14 protein-coding genes and 1 CRISPR repeat array (1 of these 15 cut by a window edge) are annotated in these 25,071 nt (G+C 46.9%); of the genes, 3 read left to right on the top strand and 11 right to left on the bottom strand.

Annotated elements, in window-relative coordinates:
• Positions 1-34: 34 nt before the first annotated feature.
• From L6472_RS00125 to L6472_RS00075, 11 genes are all read right to left on the bottom strand, one after another.
• Positions 35-2,572 (bottom strand): family 78 glycoside hydrolase catalytic domain, encoded by a 2,538-nt coding sequence (locus L6472_RS00125; protein WP_237806068.1) that lies wholly within the window; start codon positions 2,570-2,572, stop codon positions 35-37.
• Positions 2,569-5,271: a beta-mannosidase gene (locus tag L6472_RS00120; RefSeq protein WP_237806065.1), complete on the bottom strand. Its 2,703-nt coding sequence runs from the start codon at positions 5,269-5,271 to the stop codon at positions 2,569-2,571. The genes L6472_RS00125 and L6472_RS00120 overlap by 4 nt, the downstream gene beginning before the upstream one ends.
• 11 nt (positions 5,272-5,282) lie before the next feature.
• Positions 5,283-7,586: a GH92 family glycosyl hydrolase gene (locus L6472_RS00115; RefSeq protein WP_237806063.1), complete on the bottom strand. Its 2,304-nt coding sequence runs from the start codon at positions 7,584-7,586 to the stop codon at positions 5,283-5,285.
• 18 nt (positions 7,587-7,604) lie between these two features.
• On the bottom strand, positions 7,605-10,004 hold the full coding sequence (locus L6472_RS00110) for a glycoside hydrolase family 38 C-terminal domain-containing protein (protein ID WP_237806061.1): 2,400 nt from the start codon (positions 10,002-10,004) through the stop codon (positions 7,605-7,607).
• 6 nt (positions 10,005-10,010) lie between these two features.
• Positions 10,011-11,177: a DUF4105 domain-containing protein gene (locus tag L6472_RS00105; RefSeq protein WP_237806059.1), complete on the bottom strand. Its 1,167-nt coding sequence runs from the start codon at positions 11,175-11,177 to the stop codon at positions 10,011-10,013.
• 36 nt (positions 11,178-11,213) lie between these two features.
• Complete coding sequence (locus L6472_RS00100; protein ID WP_237806057.1) at positions 11,214-11,945, bottom strand: hypothetical protein; 732 nt, start codon at positions 11,943-11,945, stop codon at positions 11,214-11,216.
• Between the two features lie 122 nt (positions 11,946-12,067).
• Positions 12,068-16,078, bottom strand: coding sequence for a two-component regulator propeller domain-containing protein (locus tag L6472_RS00095; protein WP_237806054.1), 4,011 nt, complete (start codon positions 16,076-16,078; stop codon positions 12,068-12,070).
• Positions 16,079-16,191: 113 nt separating this feature from the next.
• Positions 16,192-16,293 carry a smalltalk protein gene (locus L6472_RS00090; RefSeq protein ID WP_237806052.1) on the bottom strand — a complete coding sequence of 34 codons (102 nt, stop codon included), beginning with the start codon at positions 16,291-16,293 and terminating at the stop codon, positions 16,192-16,194.
• Between the two features lie 32 nt (positions 16,294-16,325).
• Positions 16,326-16,769 (bottom strand): HU family DNA-binding protein, encoded by a 444-nt coding sequence (locus L6472_RS00085; RefSeq protein ID WP_237806050.1) that lies wholly within the window; start codon positions 16,767-16,769, stop codon positions 16,326-16,328.
• A 76-nt stretch (positions 16,770-16,845) separates the two neighbouring features.
• The gene (locus tag L6472_RS00080; RefSeq protein ID WP_237806048.1) at positions 16,846-17,289 is read right to left on the bottom strand and encodes a D-Ala-D-Ala carboxypeptidase family metallohydrolase; all 444 of its coding nucleotides are present in this window, start codon (positions 17,287-17,289) and stop codon (positions 16,846-16,848) included.
• Between the two features lie 169 nt (positions 17,290-17,458).
• The gene (locus L6472_RS00075) at positions 17,459-18,592 is read right to left on the bottom strand and encodes a transposase (RefSeq protein ID WP_237806046.1); all 1,134 of its coding nucleotides are present in this window, start codon (positions 18,590-18,592) and stop codon (positions 17,459-17,461) included.
• A gap of 671 nt (positions 18,593-19,263) precedes the next feature.
• Here L6472_RS00075 and cas9 point away from each other — a divergent pair.
• The 3 genes from cas9 to cas2 are packed head-to-tail and all read left to right on the top strand — an operon-like array spanning position 19,264 to position 24,858.
• Positions 19,264-23,574, top strand: a complete 4,311-nt coding sequence (cas9, locus tag L6472_RS00070) for a type II CRISPR RNA-guided endonuclease Cas9 (RefSeq protein WP_237806045.1) — start codon at positions 19,264-19,266, stop codon at positions 23,572-23,574.
• A 13-nt stretch (positions 23,575-23,587) separates the two neighbouring features.
• Positions 23,588-24,523 (top strand): type II CRISPR-associated endonuclease Cas1, encoded by a 936-nt coding sequence (gene cas1, locus L6472_RS00065; protein WP_237806043.1) that lies wholly within the window; start codon positions 23,588-23,590, stop codon positions 24,521-24,523.
• Positions 24,520-24,858, top strand: coding sequence for a CRISPR-associated endonuclease Cas2 (gene cas2, locus L6472_RS00060; RefSeq protein ID WP_237806041.1), 339 nt, complete (start codon positions 24,520-24,522; stop codon positions 24,856-24,858). Before cas1 ends, cas2 begins: the two co-directional genes overlap by 4 nt.
• 149 nt (positions 24,859-25,007) lie before the next feature.
• Positions 25,008-25,071: a CRISPR direct-repeat array (repeat unit 48 nt; unit sequence GTTGTTTATGCTCAGTGCAAAGATACTAATTTTTTAGCAAATCACAAC); it runs 451 nt beyond the window's last position.

Raw genomic sequence — 25,071 nt, 5'->3', positions numbered from 1 at the left:
CGATTAAGGTGCCTTCAACCACTAACCTACTACGTTAATCCTTGTTAAAGCGCCACTCTCCACTGCCTATGACATGCTGTTTTTCTCCCCATTTCACATCTGCCGTCATGCCGACGGGCATTCGCACGCGCAGCGTTTTCTTATTCCACTTCACGCAAACAATGCCATAAGGCGTGGGTACTGTGGCCTGTACCCATTTGAGACCAGCGGGTTGCTGCGGACGAATGGTTATATGACGATAGCCAGGTTGCTGCGGATCAGTTGTTATGCCTGCCAAGGCTTGATAGAACCACGTGCCAATGCCATTATAGCAGTTGTGCACACGGCTTCTTTCTCCATTCCAATATTCCCAAGTGGTAGTAGCACCGTTATTGATCATGTGCAGATAACCCGGATAATCGGGCTGTCTGAGAATCGTAGCCATGAGGTCTGACTGCTGATTGCGAACAGCCCACTCTGTGAAGACGGGCACGCCAAAAAGACCTGCAGCAATATGTGCTTTATATTTATGATAGGAGTCCGTGATGAGTTGTTCTTTAACGATGTCATAGAGTGAATCAGGAACAACGCCAGCCAACATGGCATAGGACATATCGAGAGGGGTCCCGTTGGCATAGGTGTGTGTGTCTGCATGATAAAAAGAGGCATGAATGTGCTTATTCAGGCTGTCACGCATTGCAGCATAATGGTTGGCGTCTTCTTTTATATTGAGCAATCGCGCCATATCTGCCATATTACGAAGACAATCGCTGATAAAACAATTATTGGAATGAATAACAGATTCTCCACCAACATCTACGCCGTCTGGCGCCAGCCAATCACCGAGAAACCACACTCTGTTCTTGGTGTCGGGCCATGGCTGCAATAATCCGTTGACCATATACTTCTCAACATACGACATCCATCGTTTCATCAATGGATAATAGCGCTCTACAAATCGTATGTCGCCATAGTTTTGATAAGACCGCCAAGGAGCTTTTACGATGAAACCGCACCAGTAAGGGCCGCCACCGCCGCCACCAGCTGGTGCCACATGGGGCAAAGAACCATCCTCGTCCATCACATCCTCCCAGGCCGATAGCCAGTTCAGATAGGTCGGTGCCACGCTATACATCGTCTGCAATGTCATGGTCGAGGAGTTGCCGTCACCACCATATCCCATACGCTCTAAATGCGGACAGTCCACCATATAGCCCGACATCGTGAGGCACTGCATCGTGTAATGAATCATCTGGTGGATGGCGTTAAGGCGCTCATCCGAACAAACAAACGCCGAGACATCAACGCCCTCTTTTGGCAAGGCGCTAATCTGCAGTGCCTGTATGCGTTTCACCTGCTGTGTACTGATCTTCACATAGCGGAAAGCGTGATGATGGAACTTGTTCTCAAAGTGCTCTATCGGCATACTGCCCGAGGCAACAAACACATCACCATGATCACTATCCGCTTGTTTGGTAAAGGAAGCCCCGCGAGGTATATAGTCAGTATAGTCTATCTGCACCTCCTCTTGATGTTTTAGATGCTCAAAATCAACCGTGAGCCATCCTGTAATAACACGTCCAAAATCGATCAAGAGCGAACCGTCTGCCTGACGACTTATGGTCTTGGGCTGCAATGTGTCAATTATTTGATTGCCCTCGAAGAGTTGCGGCGTGGCGCGAATATGATCTACTTTGAATGCCGTTGCCGTTGTCCACACATCGGTAACGTTGGCATCATAACGCTCACCACCAAACTGCAGTGGGAACCAATTGCCCGTATAGCTATAGGGAGAAATTGTTGCCTGCCACGAATCATCTGTCTGCAGCATTGTCTGCCAATGATTATCATGCTGTTGGCACACCTCAGCCTTGACCAGAGGTCCCTCAAACTGGGTTTTAAAAGTAATCGCTCTATTCCATCCTTGTGCTATCCACAGCAGCAGTTCGTTTTCGCCTTTACGAAGATAGGGGGTGATATCATAAGTCACAATCAAGGAATGCGTGTTCAACTGCGACATTGCGGGTTGCAACACCAGATTGCCTACCCGTTGACCATTCACATATAGTTCATGGTAACCTAATGAGTTGACATAGGCAAAAACTGGCTTCTCCAATTCGTTGACAACAAAAGACTTTCGCACTTTGCTCGTTGGAGCCATCTGCTTGCCTGACACAGCTGTGATATATTGTCCTTTTATACCATCAAGAGCGCCTATCGCGAATCGCCCTATTCGACTCCATGAAGAGCAGCGGCCTTTCTCATCCCACGTTCGTACACGCCAAAAGCAAAGCTGACGCGACTGAAGTGCCGGTCCCTCATAGGGCACCATCACCTGGTTGGCCGATTCTATACGACCACTTTTCCACAAGAGAAGTTGCCCTTTACTCAGAGCAAAGCTATCCTTTGCCACCTCTATTTCGTAGGCAGTCTGTCGCTGTCCTCGGTGTGTCAGTGTGTTTTGCCAGCTGAAGTGAGGTGTCGTCGTGTCGATACCAAGTGGGTCCCTCATTCCTTCGCAACGCAGCTTTACGACATCGGCAGCAACAACCTGTGTCATGAAGGCTGCTAAAAATAGCAGATAGTTTCTCATCGTTTGTTTTTGTATTTGACTTGAGCGCACATACGCTCCTTTTGATTAAACTGTTTCACCAGAATGTTCAGTCCGTTCGCCATCATTTCGTTAGGCACCTCTACACGCAAAGTGCGCTGTTCGCCGGGCATCAACGTCACATAGCCATCACTCATGATGGCAGGCAGCACACGTTCGCCGGTCTTGCTGTTCACCACGCGCAGGCGATTGGCAAAAGCAACCGTTTTAGAGATGTTGGTAAGTGTGATATTGAATGTAGTATATTTGGACTGCTCACTGACAAGAGGTTGACCGACAACGGTCTTCAACTTAGCCTCTGGCAGGGTGAGAAGTGCCCGATAGTCAAGTTCATTCTCCCCATTGCGCCAATAGAAATTTTGCGATAACAACTGCTCCCGATGGGTTAGCTCCAATCGGATGAAGTGCACGGGCGAGAGCATGTCGTCATCAGCAAAACTCAACACGAAAGCCTCTTTAACGTTTGAAGCCTCTACAAGAGGCACACGCTTTGTTTTTGTCAGTGCTGGCACTTCCTTTCCGTTGATATCATAGATACGCGCAGTGACGATGACATCCTCCAATGGTGTGCTTGTAGCATTAATCACCTTGACACTGTTTGTCAGACAGTTCCACTGCACATGATGTGGTTCGCATGCCTGTTTGGCACCCCAGTAGCAGCCCGTAGGGTCATAATAATAATCGTATGTCTGCCATACAAACGAAGGATAGGCAGGATGACTCATCCATATCAAAAGAGCAGAAGCATCATTCCACATTTTGTCGTTCCACGCTTCATACATACCCTTCATGTCTTCCAGGTTTATCAGTTGAGCTTTCTCACAGAATGCTTCGAGCGTCTCTGATGCTCCATAGCGCTCGTTGACCGACTTCTTATAGTCAATAGGACCACCGTTCCAGGCTTCCTTTCCAAAGAAGTGCTTGTTCCACATGGTATCATCGTCCTTCTCCAATTGTTCGTCGGTGGGCAGTGGCCACCAGTCTTTTTCAGGAATGAACTCACGTACAGACTCAAAGGTGGGGAACGTTGCCATACCTATCTCCGAACGGCATCCGTAACCATAGTTATAGCCATAAGGATAGCTGGGCGTATTAAATGCTAAATTCGATGCCGACGTCTCGAAATGATGACGTGGCGGCATGTCCTTCCACCACCCGCTCCCCGATTTTGCATCTTGGTTTGAACAGCTGGTATAGAGACGGTCGTTAGCATCCTCTTCCATCACGATCATGCGCAGTGCCTGATCTATGTCTGCCACCGGATGTGTTTCGTTGGCTCCACACCACAGGGCAATGCTTGGATGGTTGCGCAGGCGGCGCACCTTGTCGCGTGCATTCACCTTGAAAGCTTCATGCTCTGCCACATCGTTCCATGCCACATATAGCCAAAAATCATTCCACACCATGATACCATACTCGTCACAGTAATCATAGAACTCGTCATCCGTGACGCATCCTGTCCATAGGCGTATCATGTTATAGTTCATTTCACGGTGCAGACGGATGGGCAGTTCATATTGTGCGCCATGCATTCTGAGCAGATACTCGCTCATGCCCCAGTTGCCACCTTTCACAAAGACGCGCTGCCCGTTTACATAGAAAATCAGTACCGGCATACCGACCGCATTCTTTTCTATGCGATACTCATATTTCTTGATACCAAAACGAAAACTACGCACATCCGTCTGCTGACCATCTACAATGGTTCGCAATTGACAGGTGTAAAGATTTGGTTCACCATAGCCATTAGGCCACCACAACTTGGGTTGGTTGACAAGAAGCGCCTCGGCATCATGGTGATTGATTCCTAACATCTGCGTCTCGCCCCCATTGATCTCAACAGTCTTCTGAAAACGGATATTCCCTGGCTGAATGACCCCTTCCACCACGACTTTCTTTTTCTCTGAAGAGAGATTTCTAAGCTCGCTCGAAACCGAGAGTTCAGCCTGCTGGTTTGAAGGCAGGAAAGAACGAATCCATGGATCGTTCATCACCACATCGCCCGTAATCTCTATTCTCGCATGACCTGTGATGCCAGCCAGTCTGCCGGGCACATAAGGCATCCAGTCCCAACCAGCTGCTGCCAAATAGCTGGGGCTGCAGGCCACGCCATAAGGTCCTTCATCCTTGCGTGTTTTCTTCTGATCGACGTCATAGATGAGCACTGCAATCGCGTTCTTGTCATTCGATTTATAATAGGATGTCACATCAAATCGCGAGCGAAGCATGTGTCCGCTGACATCCTTTGTCGATTCCTCTGTGCCAGAAATCTTATGACCATTGAAATAGAAATCAGCGTAACGGTTTGTGTTGTCAAAACACAACCACACATGTTGCCCCTCCTCTAATGTCATCCCACAGAACTCTGTACGATACCAATAAGGCCTGCTATACTTCGTTTCGTCAACACGATAGATATGATCTGCTACATCTGGATTTTTCTCTCTGCCCGCATTCACATAATCGGCAAACACCACACCCGGAACTGTTGCCATAATATCATCGTCAAAAGTATATCCTGCTGACGACACCTCCTGACCTTTAGCCTTCACCTCATCCTGCGGAGCTACATGCCACACCACCTGTTTATCGTCAGAGTTCAGTGACATCACACGCACCTGAGCAACCACATAGAGGCTGCTCATCAAGCTACATACTATCGCTACTATTATGTTCTTCATCTCCTATACAATTACTTATTCGGCTTACTACTCATCTGCATTTCCAACAGCCCGCCCTGTTCTATATCTTTAAAATCGATAAAGCACTGTTTATGGGCTTTGCCATTAAGGGTCATCTTCTCTATGTAGATATGATCCTGAGAATTATTGCTTGCCTTGATACAGAATGTCTTGCCATTTGGCAGGTGGAAAGTTACCTTTGAGAATACTGGTGACGTAATCTCAAAACGTGTGTCACCGGGACATGCCTGATGAATGCCTGAGGCCGTCAGCACATACCATGCCGACATCTGTCCCACATCCTCATTTCCACAAAGTCCTTCTACCTTATTTTTATAGGCATGCGCACAAATGTAGCGAGTCCAATACTGCGTCAGCCAAGGGGCACCCAACTGATTGAAAAGATATGGAACGAAATGAACTGGCTCGTTGGCATGATTGTAATACACGTTCCAAAACATATCCTCAGGCGTCTGTTCAAACATCCATTGCAAATCTTTCAGCACGGCTTTTCTGCCACCCATCAAACCAACCATTCCCTTCACATCATGTGGCACGAACCAGCCTTGCTGCAGGGCATTGCTCTCCATTGCGCCATACCACTCCTGCAGGCGTCCCTGCTCGGGCCATTCCACCCACGTACCGTCTTCGTTGCGCGGACGAAACCACCCTTTCTCCTTGTCAAACATCAGTCTGTAGGCCTGACTTTTCTTCATAAACGTCTTCTCGTCGGACTTCTTCCCCAGTGCTTTAGCCAACTGAGCCACACACCAATCGGTATAAGCATACTCCAATGTGTGCGACAGTCCAAGTGTGCCTGGCGTAAATCCAAGTTTGTCATTGCCAAACTTTGCCGACGAGTTCTTTGCATACTGGTAGGCTTTTTCTATATCATAGCCACGAATACCTTTGGCATAGGCATCTGCCAACACCGAGATAGCTGGGTTGCCGAGCATACATCCCGAGTAGCTGTTCAGAAACTCCCAGCGCTCATAATACTCTTTCCCACTCTGCTCGGCCAAAGAAATCAGCGAGCCCAGCATATCATTAACCAACGTAGGATTTATGATCGTCTGTAAGGGCATCTGCGAACGGAACACATCCCATCCACTGAAGATGGTGCGTTTGGTAAACGTGCCATCGCTCCGGTGTATCTGATAGTCACCCCCCACGTAGCGTCCATCCACATCGGTATAGACACGAGGGTCAATCATCGTGTGATAAAGGGCAGTGTAGAAAATGGTTCGCTCATCGGCAGTACCGCCTTCCACCTCTATGCGACTCAGTTCTTTGTTCCACATTGCTTTGGCAGCTTGTCGAATAGCCTCAAAGTCTTTGTTTCGCAATTCCGCCTCATAGTTCTTGCGTGCGCCTTCTTGGTCCACAAACGAGATGCCAACCTTCATCTCTACCTGCTCGTTGGGGTCGGTGGCAAATTGAGTGAAGAAACCAATATGTCGGCCCTGCAACGACTGACGACCACGAATGATCTCAGCCTTTTCGACGATGTCCAAATACTTGTTGCTCACCACATCATCATTGTGTCTGCTCATGTCATCAGTAATTGCTGCCGACCAGAAACCATAGTCCTTCATCGGTTGCGACACCTCTGCGTGGAAATATATCGTGTATAAGCCTTTGCCTTGTCCGTCGCCCCAGCCTCCACCGTCTGGGGTGCATCGCATCCATCCCTCGATGGTGTGCTCATCGATCACTCTGACATACTCCTCCTCGGCTGTTCCCCCCACTCTTCGTGCCAGATCAATCTGAATACGAGACTGGTCATTTTTCGGAAATGTCATCCTCAGGATGCCACCATGAGGCGTGGCAGAGGCCTCTACCCGTATATCATAATCCGTCAACTCGGCAGAATAATAGCCTGCACAAACCACCTCTTTCGACTTATCCAGATGCGAGCGCCACCCCGGCCGTTTTCCTTCAATGCCTGCAATGGTCTTCATTGGTCCTGTAGTAGGCATCACCAGGAAATTGCCAAGGTCGCCATTCCATCCTATACCGCTCATCTGCGTCATGGCAAAGCCTTCTATTGTCTTGTGTTCATAACTATAACCAGAACCGTTGTCACCGCCTGTGATAGTCTGTGGACTAACCTGAACCAATCCAAAAGGTGTTGTCGCACCAGGAAAGGTCTTTCCCAGTCCATGATAAGCTCCTGCGGCATCCACATTTGTCGATGCGCCAATAAATGGATTAACAACATCCGCAGGGGTTTGAGCTTTTATATTTGAAAAGCATAGCAAGCTTCCAACAATGGGTATCAAAGCCCAATGTGATAGGTATTCTCGTGTCTGCATAACTGTATGATAGGGATTTTATCTTATCGGATATACTTTCAGTGTCTTAATGGCGAAACGTGGCATCTTCATGCTGACGGTACCCTTCGCATCAGGTTGATAGTGAGCTAACGGCCTTCCGTTGAGGTCAACCTCAACAATATCTTTCACGGGGAAACCCAGTTTCAGTTGTTCGCGTCCTGTGGTCCCGTCAGCATTGAAAAGCCTCAGCATGACGGCACCATCAGCCTGCATCATGGCTGCACTGAGCTGACAAGTGGCAGAAAGCATCTGACGTGCCGCTTGCTGCTGAGCATGACATGCCGAGGCAACCAATGGGTTGTGCCAATCTGCCACCATCTGTGACAGTCCTGCCTGGTCCCATTTTCCTTGATGAGGTATCAGTGCATAGTTCATCATCGACTCACCATCTATAGGGTAGCGTCGCCACCATAGTCCATCGCCCGCATACTGTACGGTCAGCGCCAGAGGCTCGTCTGCACCATAAGAGTAGCTGGTGGTATGGTCTGTCAACACAGCAAAGCCATGTCCTTTTTTTCCTTCACTGAGGTCCACCCAGTTCAGCACCACATTGTGTTTGATGCTGTCCCATCGGTTGAAGAAAGTGTCTTCCAACCTGCTCTCGCAGACATCAAATGGTGCATCCTTGCTCAACCGGGGTTGCTGCAGGGCTACAGGAAAGAGCAATCGCAACATGTAGCGTGTATCGTAATAAGGTGTGCGATTGGCATTACTGCGATAGCGGAAGGGATCACCCACGGAGGTGTCTTCCGTCCAGTGGATTGCCAGTTGACAGTCCACGCGGCGCTGTCCCGGTATCAATGTGACGGTATGCGAGAAAGGGACACCTGCCACCATGCCGTCTATACGGATCTGCTGTTTCAGTGGGTGGTCTGCCAAACATGTTGCCGTCGCCACGTTCTCTGTAGAGGAACGTATGCCCCCGCAATTCTCGAAATAGCCTTTCAGCTCACCAAAACATGGCGTGTCAACCTGACTAACCAGTTCTCGTCCGCCTTGCTGTTTATCTATCCAACTGCTGATAACGCCCCCTCGCTTCAGGTCGAACGTCAATCGATATTGGTCGTTTTCCAAGACAGCCGTAGTCTCACCATGCCATCTGTCCGTACGTGCCTGTGGTATAATGGCCGTATCGACCCTACATGTCACCTGTCCAAACGCAGGCACATCGACCCATAGCAGTCGGCCGTCTTCTGTACTAGCCACCTCTTGTCGGCGATGAGCCGTTGTATTGTAAAACGTGACGTAAGGTCCATCACCGTTGCCAACGACCTTAGCATCATTCATCATCCTGCAAGCTGTCGCCACGGTACTGTCGGTCCACATGTGGATAGCGTCTGCCCATGTGCCATAGCTTTTCAACATGTTATAAGGCACAATCCACGAGTCGTGGTGCTGCGCCAGCATCAGTGTGCGCCACGCCTCGTCCAACAGTGGCTGGTCTATGTGGTAGCCCGTCAGCACACTGAGTTTCTCGGCCTGCACCAGCATGTTCTCAGCCTGGCGCACCTGTCGGCCTATGCGTTGCATCACCTGTGAGCCCCACATCAGCCCTGGATGGACATCCTCTTGAGTCCACCGCCATTCCTCCACATTCTTCTTCTGGGTGTAACGGTCTATATAGTCCGTCCATCTCACATACTGCGTCTTTCCCTTGCGGTCTCGCAACCAGGGGCCATAGTTCCAACCGGCATCCTGATAGCACATGCCCACAGGATTCTGGATGCCTGCCTTCTCACATATTTGGATATATTCGTCAGAGTTAGTCCAACCAATGGTCTGCCACACCGACCCTTCCTGCAGTTTCTCGCAGGCATAGCGTGGCACAGCTATCATCTTGCTACCGTCTGGGCCCACAAGATTCACCAGCTGACCGCCATGTGCTTCCGTATAACCACCCCAACAGGTGTCGGGACACTTCAGCACCATATACTTAAAGCCCAACAGTCTCAGCAGCTGTGGCAACTGACTTGTGAAACAAGGCTCTTCACTGCTGTAGGTATTAAACGTGATACCGGGAAAATGGCTGCGCAACTTCTGCATGCCATACTGAAACTGGCGAATGATGCTCTCACCATTGATATTATATAGATAGGGCTGCGCATAGGTAGGATTGGTCACCTCAACCTGCGAACTCAACATTTTCTTCTGAAACAGACGGTAGGCTTCGGGAGTGCGCACCGCCACGGTGTCCCATGTCTCGGGTTCTATCTCCAAACCAATACACCAGTCGGGATGCCGTTCTAACTGATCTACCATAAACTGCGTGTAGGTGTCCAGAGGATAGTGACCGTAAAGTCCGCCATGAAAGCCATCTACAAAGAAGTTTCTGGGCTGCGCCTCAACAGTCAAAACAAACGTAGAACACAGTAAGATTTTTAATAGTCGTGTCATCATAGTTAATTATCCGTTAACAGTCTTCTTCCTCTTAGCATTCGACAGACATCTTACTGCCAGTATCATTACGACTAAACCATGAGAAGTGTCAATCTGAGAAACAAAAGGCGTGAGCAATATGAATACAATCAATAATAAGAAATAGCCTAATACCAAGTGACGGAATCCCGACCACTGGTGAAGAACGAGCCATAACAATAACGGCAACGGGTTGAACACCAACACATACCAATTACCCGATGTTCCGTCAAGCGAAGAACAGAATGTGGTGTAGCACAAGGCCAGTCCTATCACCGCCTGCGACAGTAGCAGTAACCCATCGACTGCTATTGTCAGTTTGCGCAAACGTCCTTGTTGCTCGGCTATGGTGAGCGCCACCATCAATAGCAGCACGATGATGAAACACCGGGTCGGCGTAAACCACCCTGTGTCATGACCGTCATTGCCAGCTATCAGCACATGCCCGTTGTTCTCTAACAGCAACGGGCGTCGGCTGCCCATCGTATCCACAACAGACGCATGCTGCCATGTCTCCACGAGTAGCGATGGCGAATACTTTTGCCCTTTTTGTCCCACTTTGTCGCCCTCGGCCCCCAAGAGAGTGTTCCAAAAGAAGTCCACCCATGGGCGGTCTTTAGAGATGTGATGCACAAAGTTGCGATAGGTACCATTCAGTATCGGCGAGATAGAATCATACACCAGCTTTGTATCGTTCTGCAATGCACTGGTCACGGCATAAGCGCACATGCTGGCGCAGTTGGTCGTCAGGTAGTTATATTGACGAAAGGCACCACGTGCCAGCTCGTTATCAAGCAGTTCCCACAGTCGTCTCTTCTGTTGCAGACTGAGGTTCAACTCATACTCCACCACCTGTCGCCCCTCGTTGATGTAGTCTTGCAGATAATCACTGGTATGCGCAACAGAGTATTCCCCCATGGCATCACCGGTAAAGAATGCCAGCCGATTACCTGCCGTATCATCGAGTCCATAAGTGAAAGAAAGATCTAATCCTGCCGACGGACATTGCAGACGCAAGGCGCAATGACCATGTGCCGTATAGATGGTATAGCCGGGAGCCACACTGAGTAGCGATGTCTTGATATCAGTGGCCAGCCCATCCTCGTCGGTTTGAGAAAAGCCCATCGCGGGCAACAGCCATAAGACCGTTGCCACAACGATGAGCCGAATAAAAACCTTCCTTAAAAACATTTATCTTATGATCTTCTTTCCATTGAATATATAGATACCTTTGCGCATGGCGCTGACTTTCTGACCACTGAGCGTGAATACCTGCGCCTTAGAAGTCTGACGCACCACGTTGTTGATCTTGTCAGGATTGTCACCATCAGGCAGCACAGTGCCCTCTGGCAAGAACACCGCATAGACCACATGGTCTGGCTCTACGTTCCAGTTATCCTTGGCTCGCGCATCCTCACGCGCCATATCAGAAGTATATCCAGCATTTTCATCTGTCTGGGCATCGACATCACGCGGGCAGTTAGCATTGAACACCAGTCCACCATCGGCAACGTAAGGGTCTGTCCATCCATTACTATCGGTTGTGGGGGCCACAAGCAGGTCGGCCTTTGTGTACTCGTTGTCTGCCTTCTTCACAAGACTGAAGCCAGCCAGCACGTAGCCGTCCTCTGGTTCTCCGAAAAGTCCCACCTGATAGAATCCGCGCAGCGGATCACCTTCCTCACGAGTCAGGTCGTTGCCGTTCTCGCCAATCGTAGCCTTCAGCGTGATCGACTCAGCCTTTCGGGTCTGCTGGTTGGATGGGTCTTCTGTCTTCATATAGACCACACCGCGTCCTGTCTCGTTAGCCACCAGCTGCACATGAATGTTTTTGTAGGGAGTAGCCTGTGCACTCATAGCCACCACGCAGAGAGCCATTGCGGCTACCATTCTGCGTACACTTGAAAAGTAAACTTTTTGCATAATGTTTTTGTTTTTAGGTTACTAAATAAATTGGTAAATTGAACACGCTGCAAAAGTACGTACTATTCCAATTATCGACTATAAAAAAAGAACACAAAAGCATCAAAAAAGAACCAATCGCACTATTCTCGTGCATTTTTCTGGTTGACGAACTCCTTAGGCAACATTCCAAACTGTTTTTGGAAGCACTGCGTGAAGTAGCTGGGCGAACTGAATCCCACCATGTAGCACACCTCATTGATCTTTGTCTCGCCTTGTTTGAGCAACAGCGCTGCCCGTTTCAGTCGTTCCACCTTAATATAATTATTGGGTGTAAGGTTAAACAAGCCACGCATTTTCCTGTTTAAGTTCGTGCGACTCATACACATCTCACTGGCCAGCGCATTAATGTCGAAATCATTATTCGTCATGTTGGCAGTCATCACCTTCTCCAGTCGTTTCATGAACTCTTCGTCGGCCTTCGATATCGACACCGTGTCTTGTTGCAGGAATGGCGAAGTGGCATAAGCCTGCTTGATGCTTTGTCGCGAACGGAGCAGGTTCTGAATCACACTGAGCAGGTAGTCCATTGAGAACGGTTTCTCTATGTAGCTGTCAGCACCACTCTCCATACCTTGTATCTTTGCTGAGTCCAGTGTCAGGGCCGTCAGCAGAATCACGGGTATATGACTGAAGTTCACGTCGCTCTTCACGTACTGGCACAGTTCGAAGCCATCCATAGGTTCCATCATCACATCCGACACGATGATGTCCACGTCACTATCGGTCAGCACCTTCAGTGCCTGTTCGCCATTGATGGCTGTCAGCACACGATAATGGCGTTGCAGGTGGTTCTTCTCATGAGCCAGCAAGGCAGCATTATCCTCTACTATCAATACCGTTGGCAGTTGATTGCGGTCGGACTGCTCGTCCGTTTCCACTATTTCCGTGTCGGCGACAACCACTTCTTCGTCCAGCCTCATCACATGGTCTTGTTGCTCTATGGGCAGCAGCAGTCGGAACACGTTGAGTGCGGCATCGTCTATGATCTCCAGGTTGCCTCCGTGCAACTCGGCCAAAGAGCGAGCCAATGCCAGACCAATGCCTGTACCCGTCTTGGCCTCGGCATTGTCTGCACGATAGAACGGCTTGAAGATCTGTTGTCGCAGCTGAGCATCGATCAGCCGTCCGTCATTGCGTGTGATGATCTCCACCTGTTCTTCGCTGGCTTTCACCTCCACGCTGACTTGATGCTCACAGTACTTCGTGGCGTTGGTCAGCAAGTTGCTCACGATCTTGGTCAGTGCTTCACGGTCCACCCATGCCATCAGTGGTGTTTCAGGCAGCACGATGTTTCCCTCAATGCCACGCTGCTGCATCAGTGGTCCGAAGCGCTTATACACATCATTCACGATCTGTCCGATGTTACAATGCTGGAAGTTCAGTCGCAGTCCGTCGCGTTCAATCTTACGAAAGTCCAACAACTGGTTAGTCAGATCCAGCAATCGCGTCACGTTCTGGTCCATGATGTTCAGATTCTCGCGGTCTTCATCATCACGAATATCTTTCTGCAGTATATCCGTCAGTGGCCCCTTTATCAGTGTCAGCGGCGTACGTATCTCATGAGCCACATTGGTGAAGAAGCTGATCTTGCTCTGGTATAGCTCCTGCTGCTTCTCGTGCTCAAATTTCTCCATGGCCAGTTGCCTGTTCATGCGCGAACGCTCTTTGAGATAACGATAGACCACCAGACCGACACCTGTCATCAGCAACAGATAGAGCAGCCATGCCCACCAGCGTTGATACCAAGGGCGCAGTACGGTGATGCGCAACGTATAGGGCTCTGCGGTCTTACCGATGTTCGACATGTCCTGCACGTGCAACACATAATTACCTGGCGGCAGGTTGGTGTATCTGATATAGTTATCACTATACAGGTTTTGCCATTCATGATCGAAACCCTCCAGGTAATAGGCTATCTGCCGCATGTGTGCATCGCGATAGGACAGCACCGATATCTTCAGCGAGAATGCGTTTTGATTGTGGTTCAGCGTCAGTTCACGTGTCACGGTGATGCTCTCTGTCAGTGGAGACTCTGGCGTAAAGTTGTCCACCACGCTTCCCTGCAACATCAGCTCTGTGGCAATGATGACCGGGGCCGAAGCCACCCCCAGGAAACTCTCGGGCGAGAAGGCCACCAAGCCCGACTGGCATCCCAGATAGATTTGTCCCTTAGAGCTGCACAGCGAAGAGTTGCTGCTGAAATTGTTATCCAGCAGACCGTTAGCGGTGGAATAGATGCGGGTAGAACGGTCGTCGGGGTTGTAGCACATCAGTCCTTCGTTGGTGGTCAGCCATAGCTGTCCCATCCTGTCTTCCACCATGCTCTGCACCACGCGCTGCGAACAGAAGCTGGGTATGGGCACGTGCTCAAAGCGGCGTTTCTTCTTGTCATACAGGCTGGCACCGTTACAGTCGGTATAAACCCATATATCGCCATGCGATGTCTCGCAGAGGCCCACCACATTATTGCTGGCCAGCGTGCCATCTGCCTCACGGAAATGTTGCCACTGCTTGCTACCTGCTTTGCGCAGAAACACGCCACAATCATAGATAGCCACCCACAGGTTGTGTCGTCTGTCCTCCATAATGTCTTTCACAATCTGCTGCGGCAACTCCTTGAGGTGGTTGAATCTGTCCTGTGCCGGGTCGTAGCAATACACGCCGCCCAGCGTTCCTACATAGACGTTGTTGCTCTGCCTGGCCTTCTCTAGCGTCAGGATGAAGTTGTCGTGCAACTGTCCGTCTTCACTGCTCGACTCATAGCTGCGCAACAAGCGCCCGGTGTTGACGTCCATCACCTTCAAACCGTTGTTCAGTGTGCCTGCCCACACCTCGTTGCCCACCAGACACAGGCTCTGCACATTGGGGAAGGCCACACTGGCTGCCAGGTGTTCAAAGCGTCCTGTCGCAGGGTCCAGTCGGTTCAGTCCGCCATCCTCGGTGGCCACCAGAATATGTCCGTTGGCAGCCTCAACCATCTGTCCCACTCGCCTGCCATGCAGTGAGCCTGCCACATCGACGCGCGGCATATAGTTGTTGAAAGCATACGCCATACGTGGTGCATAGCACACGCCACCGAAATAAGAACCCACCCAGATACCTCCATCCTTGTCTCTGAACACCTTCTGCAACGAGTTGTCCGACAGAGAGAAAGGATTGGTGGCTTCATATTTATAGTGCGTATAAGTGTTGCTGCTCATATTGTAGGCAAACAGCCCACTCTCTGTAGCCATGAGCAGTTGGTCATCGCTCTTGATAAGGTCTCTGGCATAAAGTTCCTTTCCGTCAAGAGAAGAGATGAGTGGTTTCAGCTGCTTCTCGGGGATGTTCAGTTCAGACAGTCCCGATGCCGACGAGCAGATAAAGAAACGTCCCTGCTCAGTAGAGGTCATTCCCATGATCGTCTGGTGCTCCATGATATTACGTCCATTAGCCCCCGTGAAGCTCACTATCGTCTTAAACAGATTGCGTGTAAACGAGAGGCCACTCTCATAGAAGCCTATCCAGATGGTCTGTTCGCTGTCCACATACATGCTCGACACAGCCGGATAGCCCTCCAGCTTATGATGCACCAACTGTCCATGCTGTAAGTCATAGATATACACACCCTCGTTATTACAGCCTATCAGCACACGGTGCGCATCGCCCGTAATCACGTTGACCTGACGCTCAATGCTCTCGCCAATAGCAGTCTTTGTGGTAAACCTGCGAAAGGAATCGGTCGTTGGCGAATAGATATAGATACCGTGATCCGTACCCACCCACAACTCGTGGTTGGGTGCTTCATACATCACACCAATACGGTCGCTACCCAACTGGTTAGCGCCACTACCCTTATGATAGACCTTAAACGAACGACCGTCAAAGCGGTTCATGCCATCGTTGGTGCCAAACCACATAAAACCCATGCTGTCTTGAATGATAGACATCACCGAGTTCTGCGACAACCCGTTGTTGGTGTCGTAATGTCTGAATTGATATTCCGAAGCTTTTAAACCACTACATATCAGGAGCAACAGCAGCCCCATGTAGCGCAACCAACACATATTCATATTACTACCACTATTATTATACAAAAGTAGATTATTCACGAAAGAACCACTACCCCACCCCCTTATTCTTATGATTTATTAACAAAACAAAGAAACTTGGACCACAGCCTCAGTGCGCCATGGTCCAAGTTGTCTGTTGTCAGCGTGGCTGCCTATCCTGCCACACACGATATCACACCCAGCGAGGTGGCAATAGCCGTCAGCACGGCAATGGTGGTCTGTAGTATAAACTTCCAAATATCCATCTTCTTCATAATCTGCGCCTTGTTTCGTTTATTCCACCAGATCAGTCGTTATTCTCCACATCCTCGCCCTTCGAGTAGCCATACTCGGGCAACTCCATCAGTCGGCAGCCACTGGTCAGCTCCTTCACGCGGTGTTTGTCGGCCGAGATGTGGGTCTCAGGCTGGAAAGCCACCCTCACGCTCTTCACGTTGCTGGCTGTAAATGCCTCGGCACTATCGGCTCCAGTGGTGCTGATGGCCAACTTAAATGAACCCAGATAGGGCAGCTTCACGCGCTTTGAGTCCTGAAGCAGGTCGCGCACCGTGGGACCCAACTCACTCAGCACAGCCAGGATGTCGGCACGCTTCAACGTACAGCTGTCCTGCATCTTCACGGCAATCTCTTCGATACCCACGGTCTCGGTGATGGCCACGCGGGCATACCACTTACCGAACATCTTTGAATTCTTCACTTCGTTGACATACTTCTTAAAAAACAGTTTCATAATTTTTTGTGTGTTTTAAATGGTTAAAAAAATTTGTTGTTTACTATGTTTGTGCCTCTGCACATTGATTATTCTCTTAAACATCGAGTTCCCTGGCCATACGCCTGTTAGGCCTTCTTCCCGGCTGGAAGATGTAGCTCACGTGAATCCAGCAGCAGCCATTGCTGAGTCGTCGCTCCAGCAGCAGTTGGTCGAACTCCAGCTGCTCGCTGATAAAGAGGAAGTAGCGCTGTGCCGTCTGCCTTGATCCGCAGTGAATGTCGGCCGCCTCGCCGCGCATGTGTTGTGAGTTCGCTACTCCCCCCACAGCACTGTTTACTGCTTCACAGCGATAGCCGCTTGCAATGATGACACGTCCGAATCGTTGTCTCAGTGGTTCCAGCACATCTTCACAGAGATGCCTCAGCGCTTCCACCTCTTTCTGTCCAGGCTCGTTTTTCAGTCCCAGCCGGATGGCCGTTCCCGAAGCCGTCATTTCTTGGAGCGAGAAATGCTCCGTCAGTTGTGTTTGTGTTCTCATGGTTTTCTATTATAATTATTAAGGTATATAAGGTTGGTATATCCTTGTCGGGATGTCTCTCATTCCTTTCGACGGTGCAAAGGTACAACAATTCACAAGCCAAAGCAAGCACCTTCGCGGTAGAGATAATGGTAGAAAAAAAATACCGTGGGGGAACCACGGCATTACACTATTCATCATATTGCCACCAGTCGTCACGTCGGCGGCATAATGCCTGCACTATACAGTTCATCGATTTGCACTCTGCCACTGATATCTTCTCATCCCTGCGATGGTAGCGATAATGCCAAGGCGTCGCAAACAGTAGCCGACCCTCAAGGCAGGCCTGCATCTTCTCTTCCGAAGGATGATACATCTCCGCAAAACCATTATCTAGCACAATAATCACAGCAGAGCCTTGCGCCATCACTGCCGCCATAATATCCTGCTCGCCTTTGGCTATGCGGGCAGACACCAACACAGCCCCATCCCTGGCCGCCTGCAGACACCGCTGCTTCTGTCGTCCAAAGAGGGACTTGTCCTTACGATGACACACCACTGGCAACAGCCGTTTCTGCAACAAGCTCCTGTGACCATAAGTGTTACAACCCACCTTTCCACCTTCATCCAGCAACCGTTCCTTCAGCATCAGCCAAGTCCCGTTATCCATTTGCGAGGCATCGCACTCCCGTTCCAGATAGCCATGCAGAGCAGGAAATGTCAATGCTGTATCAACACCACCCTTCTGAATCCTCAGTCCCCCACAGCTTGACATACGAATCAAGCGCATTCTTGGGTTCTTCCTGATATATTGCCGCTGCTGCTCCAACTGTTCGCTTTGCAGAGGCATCACGTCCACATAGCCTGAGTCAAAAAGAGAAGGTCTGTCACTACACGCCTTCGATGGCACCTTTTCACCTTCCACATAGCCATCCGTCTGCCTTTCCATCCCAGTCATTTCCCAAAAGAGCCTATTACACCCCTTCTTAAAACCAGCAATCACATGTCCCAGATGCATCACATGACCATTTCTGCTAACCACATCCCTATGTACCACAGCAATAAAATGCACATGATCTGGCATAATCACATAATCCTGAATCTCAACCATCGGGTAGTACTTAGAGATACTATTCCGCAATTCTCGTTGCACCATCAAGCCAATAGCCGACAAAGCCACATGAGGACCATTCGGATCATCATCATCCCTATTCAGATCACCCACGATACGTCCCAAAGCCTGCGTTCTTCTATCGTTTAGTACAAGAGTAATATGGTAGATGCCCGTCCGTCTATAGTCATGAAACTCACATCGCCGTTTCATATTATGCCCCTTTTCCATACACCTTTTTTATATATTATCAAGTATAGTTTAGAGCCGCAAAGTTACCTGTTTTCCTGCAAACCGCCGCCCATCATCATCAAAAAAAATGCAGATACCCCATAAAAAACAACCAATACGCCCCCTAGCATGTCTTGCGGTTTCCCCGCAAGAAAAAACCGAAGCACCACAAACACCCGCAACCGTCCCTAGTGTGTCTTGCGGTTTCCCCGCAAGAAGAAACCAAAGCACCACAAACACCCGCAACCGTCCCTAGTGTGTCTTGCGGTTTCCCCGCAAGAAGAAACCAAAGCACCACAAACACCCGCAACCGTCCCTAGTGTGTCTTGCCATTTCCCCGCAAGAAGAAACCAAAGCGCCACAAACACCCGCAACCGTCCCTAGTGTGTCTTGCGGTTTCCCCGCAAGAAGAAACCAAAGCGCCACAAACACCCGCAACCGTCCCTAGTGTGTCTTGCCATTTCCCCGCAAGAAGAAAAGGCCCACCGTTGAAGGACGATGGGCCGGGACCTAATGTTTTCACAACGGAATAATCCTTATTGTGATTTGCTAAAAATTAGTGATGCAAAGATAAATAATTTCTTTGAATGTTCCAAACATATTCAGAATAATATTGTATTTTTGTGGCAGAATAACTAAAAACGATAAAAATTATGAAAAAGATACTCGGTCTTGATTTAGGAACAACAAGCATAGGATGGGCGCTAGTCAATGAAAAAGAGAAACATGACACAGAAAATTCATCCATCATACGATTAGGCGTCAGAGTCAATCCATTGACCATTGATGAAAGTATAAATTTCGAAAAGGGGAAAAGCATAACTACCAATGCTAATAGAACCTTAAAGCGTGGCATGCGCAGGAATTTGCAGAGATATAAGTTACGTCGCGATTACCTGATTTCTATATTGAAGCAACATGGTTTTATCAATGATGAGACCATATTATCAGAGAATGGCAATGATACGACATTTGAGACCTACAGGCTAAGGGCTAAGGCTGCAACAGAAGAGGTAAGCTTGTCTGAATTTGCTCGTATATTGCTACAGATTAATAAGAAGCGTGGTTATAAAAGCAGTCGCAAAGCCAAAACAACAGAAGAAGGCCAACTTATAGATGGGATGGAAATAGCCATGCAACTACACAATGAAAATATTACGCCTGGGCAGCTTTCATTGCGCATGCTTCAGAATGGAAAGAAGTATCTTCCTGAGTATTATCGCTCAGATTTAACAGACGAGTTCAATAAAGTCTGGAATAAACAGCAACTGTTCTACTCTGAAATTCTGACAGATAAACTAAAAGACGAACTAAGTGGGAAGAACAAGAGTCAGACATGGGCAATTTGTGAAAAGCCTTTTATGATTGTTGGTTTCAAACGACAAACCAAAGGTCTTGAACAGAAAATTGAAACATACCAATGGCGTGTTTCAGCCCTTTCACAGAAAATGGAATTAGAAAAGCTTGCTATTGTACTACAAGAGATTAATGGACAAATCAGTAGTGCCAGCGGCTATCTTGGAGGTATAAGCGACCGTAGTAAGATTCTTTATTTTAACAAGCAGACTGTCGGCCAATACCTTATGTCAGAATTAAAAAAGAATCCCAATTTCAGTTTGAAAAACAAGGTATTCTATAGGCAAGACTATCTCAATGAATTTGAAACGATTTGGGAAACACAGGCTAAATTTCACAAAGAACTGACAGAAGAATTAAAGAAAACCATCAAAGATATTATCATATTCTATCAAAGACCGTTAAAATCACAAAAAGGACTCATTTCATTCTGCGAGTTTGAAAGCAGGAAAGTTACGATTGATATCAAAGGCAAGCCTAAGAAAAAGACCATCGGACTAAAGGGATGTCCAAAGTCATCTCCATTATTTCAAGAGTTCAAAATATGGCAAAAGCTTAATGACGTCGTCATATCAGGAAAGGTTATTCCTGTATCTCAACATGACTTGTTCGACAACGTAGTATCGTTCAAGGATGGAAAACGTCCATTATATCAAGAGGAAAAAGAAAGGTTATTTGAAGAACTGAGCTACAAAGAAAAGTTATCAAAAGTTGATATACTCAAAATTCTTTTTGATAAGCCAAAAGAGTATGACATGAATTTCAAAATGCTGGACGGAAATACAACCCAAGCAGAACTCTTCAAGGCCTATCAAACGATTATTGAAGTGACTGGACATGGTAGTTACGACTTTGCAAAAATGGATACACATGATGTCGTAAACATAGTTAAGGATATTTTCTTTGGGCTTGGATTCAATACTGATATACTCACATTTGATTCCTCAATTAACGGACATGCTATTGAGCAACAAGCATCATACCGCTTATGGCATCTACTTTATTCGTTTGAGGGAGATGACTCTATTATGGGAAATGAATTATTGATAAAAAAAATTTCCGAACAGTTTGGTTTCGACAAAGATTGCGCTACAATTCTATCTGATGTAGTATTCAAACCAGATTATGCCAGCTTAAGTGCTAAGGCCATACGCAAAATTCTTCCTTACATGAAGGACGGCAATGACTACAGTGTCGCTTGTGAATACGCAGGCTACCGACATTCCGCTAGATCACTTACAAAAGAAGAGATAGAGAACAAAGCCTTAAAGGATAAACTAGATCTCCTTCCACGTAACAGTCTGCGCAATCCTGTAGTAGAAAAGATTCTAAACCAAATGATTAACGTGGTCAATGAAATTTCGGCTACATATGGAAAACCGGATGAGATTCGCATTGAACTCGCCCGCGAACTCAAGAAGTCAGCCAAAGAGCGTGAAGAGATGACCAAATCTATTAATGCGACAACAAAACTACACGAAGAATACGTCAAAACACTAAAGGGAGCTCCTTTCTACCTTTCTCATGTAAGTCACAACGATATTATACGTTATAAATTATATTTGGAACTGGAGAAAAATGCATTCAAAACACTTTATTCTGATACTTACATAGCACAGGAAAAACTTTTCAGCAAAGAATTTGAGATTGAGCATATTGTACCTAAAGCCAAACTCTTTGATGACTCCCTCTCCAATAAAACACTTGAAGCCCGTCAAGTCAATCTGGATAAAAGAGACATGACTGCCTTTGACTTTATTGAAAGTAATTATGGCAAAGAGTATGCTACGAAATATGCCAGCAAGATAGAAGACCTATTCAACAGTGGCGCAATAAGCAAGACAAAAAGAGAAAAACTACTAATGAAGGAAGCAGAGATTCCCAGTGGCTTCATTAATCGTGACCTTCGTGACTCTCAGTATATTGCGAAAAAAGCCAGAGAAATTCTTGAGGAATACGTGGCTGTCGTTGTGCCAACAACTGGAAGTGTAACCGACAGATTACGTGATGACTGGCAGCTTGTAAATATCATGCAAGAGTTGAACTGGAAAAAATATAATAAGCTCGGATTAACTGAAATAGAAATCGGTCGGGACGGTCAGCGTATTCCACGTATCAAAGACTGGACGAAGCGTAATGACCATCGCCATCACGCAATGGACGCTTTGACAATAGCATTTACAAAACAAAGCTATATCCAGTATCTCAACAATCTGAATGCAAGAGTACAAAAGAGTGTTAATCAGTATATTGATTTAGACAAGATCAATCTTGCCACACTGGACAAAAATCAACGCTCAGAAGTTATGTACGCTATAGAGAAAAAAGAGTTACTGCGTGACAGAAATGGTAGATTGCGCTTTATACCTCCAATGCCTATTGATGAGTTTAGAAAAGAAGCTAAACGACATCTAGAGAGTATCATTGTTTCGAACAAAGCTAAAAACAAAGTTGCAACACGTAATACCAACATTACGAAGAAAAAGAATGGAACAAAAAGTACCATTCAACTAACACCACGTGGTCAGCTACATCTTGAGACCATTTATGGAATGAGTAAATCTCCTGTTATTAGAGAAGAAAAGATCAATGCTTCTTTTGACATGAACAAAATTCTCTCTGTCTGTAAGAAAGCATACCGCGAAGCTCTCACAAATAGAATACATCAATTTGGAGATAATCCTAAAAAAGCATTTACAGGCAAAAACAGCTTGGAGAAGAACCCTGTTTGGATAAATCGCGAACATACAGAAAAAGTTCCAGAAAAGGTAAAGACAATTACATATGAAGATATTTATACCATCAGGAAGGAAATCACGCCTGAACTAAAAATAGATAAGGTCATTGACAATAGAATAAGAACTATACTTCAAGAACGCCTTGAGAAATATAACGGTGACAGTAAAAAGGCATTCTCAAACCTCGAAGAAAACCCTATATGGCTTAATAAGGAAAAGGGAATATCCATTAAACGAGTTACAATAACTGGTATTAGTAATGCGATAGCACTACATGACAAAAGGGACAAAGACGGAAAACTCATTTTTGACAAGAATGGAAAGAAGCAACCTACAAGCTTTGTCAACACAGGAAACAATCATCATGTGGCAATCTATCGTAAACCCAAAGCCGATAAAAATGGTAAGCAATTATTTGCAGACGATGGAGAACCATTATACGAATTAGACGAAAAAGTTGTTTCTTTCTTTGAAGCTACATCACGTGCAAACCTTGGATATCCTATAATTGATAAGGAGTATAAAAAAGAAGATGGATGGCAATTTCTCTTTACCATGAAACAAAATGAATATTTTGTATTTCCAAGATATGATGACGAAGGAAATATGATATTTAATCCATTGGATTATGATGAAAACTGGTACCGCAATCCGGAGAACTATGCTGTGATCAGTCCAAACCTATATCGAATACAAAAGATTGCCACAAAAAACTACTTCTTTAGACACCACTTGGAAACGACAGTGGCTGAGCCAAAAGAACTAAAAGGAATAACCTATAAACCACAATTAGGACTTAATGGTATTACAGGAATTCTTAAGGTTCGGGTTAATCATGTTGGCCAAATTGTTTCAATTGGTGAATACTAAAACTATTTTGTCTATGATCAAAAAGACCCTATGTTTTAGCAATCCTGCGTATCTTTCGTTGAAAGACGAACAATTGGTTATCAAACTGCCAGAAGTGGAAAAGGCTGACAACCTCACTGAGGAGTTTAAAAAGGCAAATGAGATAAAACGTCCTATTGAGGACATCGGAGTGGTGGTGCTCGACAATAAACAGATTACCATCACTTCCGGCGCACTCGAAGCACTATTAGAAAACAATAGTGCTGTCATCACGTGTGATTCTAACCACATGCCCGTGGGACTACTATTACCTTTGGTAGGAAACACTACCCAAAATGAACGCTTCCGTGATCAAATCTTTGCTTCTCAACCACTTCGCAAACAGTTGTGGCAACAGACCATTCAGCACAAAATACGCAACCAATCTGCTGTACTTTCCACTTGTTCAAAGGCTGAAACAAAGTGCATGCAGGTATGGGCTAACGAAGTACGAAGTGGTGACCCCGACAATCTTGAAGCCCGTGCAGCCGTTTATTACTGGAAGTCATTGTTTGGACATGTTCCTGGCTTTATAAGAGACCGCGAGGGTATTGCTCCCAATAATCTTTTGAACTATGGTTATGCCATCCTTCGTGCTATCATCGCTCGTTCGCTGGTGGCAAGTGGACTATTACCCACGTTGGGCATACACCACCATAATAAATATAATGCCTACTGTTTGGCAGACGACATCATGGAGCCATATCGTCCTTATGTTGATCGCTTGGTATTCGACATCACAGAGCAATATGGCGAGAACGTTGAACTGTCTAAGGATATCAAAGCCGAGCTACTATCCATCCCCACCCTTGATGTCGTTATCAACGGGAAACGTAGTCCACTGATGATTGCAGCATCACAGACTACCGCATCACTCTATAAGTGTTTCAATAATGAATTGCGAAAAATATCATATCCTATCATAGAATGACATCACAACGGTTTAGCGAATATAGGGTTATGTGGCTATTGGTTTTGTTTGACCTACCTACCGAGACTAAAAAGGATATTAAAGAATACACCAAATTCCGTAAGCGTCTCATTCAAGATGGATTTACCATGTTTCAGTTTTCCATCTACGTACGCCACTGTGCCAGTATGGAAAATGCCGAGGTTCATCGTAAGCGAGTAAAATCATTCTTGCCAGAATTCGGTAAGGTATGTATCATGTGTATCACCGACAAACAGTTTGGCAACATAGAACTTTTCTATGGAACCAAAGCCTTACAACCCAACTCAGCTGGTCAACAACTTGAACTTTTTTAGTCCCGCTTCTTGCTGGTGTTATTAAGAGGTAATTAAATAGAAGAGGAGAAACTCGCATCTAATGTGAGATTCTCCTCTTTTTTTGCACCATTTTTCTTTTTCTAATTTTCTTTGCAACTCACTGATAATCAGTACATTTTTCAGCTCGAGTTGTTTATGCTCAGTGCAAAGATACTAATTTTTTAGCAAATCACAACTGCACTAAGCGACAAA

This window comes from Prevotella sp. E13-17, assembly GCF_022024035.1.
Taxonomy (GTDB): Bacteria; Bacteroidota; Bacteroidia; order Bacteroidales; family Bacteroidaceae; genus Prevotella.
Note: the sequence above shows the minus strand (reverse complement) of the source record. Positions and strands in the feature narration are given on the sequence as shown.

Excerpts from the sequence above, each read along its gene's own strand:
- L6472_RS00125 (WP_237806068.1), bottom strand. The coding sequence starts at position 2,572 with ATGAGAAACTATCTGCTATTTTTAGCAGCCTTCATGACACAGGTTGTT.
- L6472_RS00120 (WP_237806065.1), bottom strand. The coding sequence starts at position 5,271 with ATGAAGAACATAATAGTAGCGATAGTATGTAGCTTGATGAGCAGCCTC.
- L6472_RS00115 (WP_237806063.1), bottom strand. The coding sequence starts at position 7,586 with ATGCAGACACGAGAATACCTATCACATTGGGCTTTGATACCCATTGTT.
- L6472_RS00110 (WP_237806061.1), bottom strand. The coding sequence starts at position 10,004 with ATGATGACACGACTATTAAAAATCTTACTGTGTTCTACGTTTGTTTTG.
- L6472_RS00100 (WP_237806057.1), bottom strand. The coding sequence starts at position 11,945 with ATGCAAAAAGTTTACTTTTCAAGTGTACGCAGAATGGTAGCCGCAATG.
- L6472_RS00090 (WP_237806052.1), bottom strand. The coding sequence starts at position 16,293 with ATGAAGAAGATGGATATTTGGAAGTTTATACTACAGACCACCATTGCC.
- L6472_RS00085 (WP_237806050.1), bottom strand. The coding sequence starts at position 16,769 with ATGAAACTGTTTTTTAAGAAGTATGTCAACGAAGTGAAGAATTCAAAG.
- L6472_RS00080 (WP_237806048.1), bottom strand. The coding sequence starts at position 17,289 with ATGAGAACACAAACACAACTGACGGAGCATTTCTCGCTCCAAGAAATG.
- L6472_RS00075 (WP_237806046.1), bottom strand. The coding sequence starts at position 18,592 with ATGAAACGGCGATGTGAGTTTCATGACTATAGACGGACGGGCATCTAC.
- cas9 (WP_237806045.1), top strand. The coding sequence starts at position 19,264 with ATGAAAAAGATACTCGGTCTTGATTTAGGAACAACAAGCATAGGATGG.
- cas1 (WP_237806043.1), top strand. The coding sequence starts at position 23,588 with ATGATCAAAAAGACCCTATGTTTTAGCAATCCTGCGTATCTTTCGTTG.
- cas2 (WP_237806041.1), top strand. The coding sequence starts at position 24,520 with ATGACATCACAACGGTTTAGCGAATATAGGGTTATGTGGCTATTGGTT.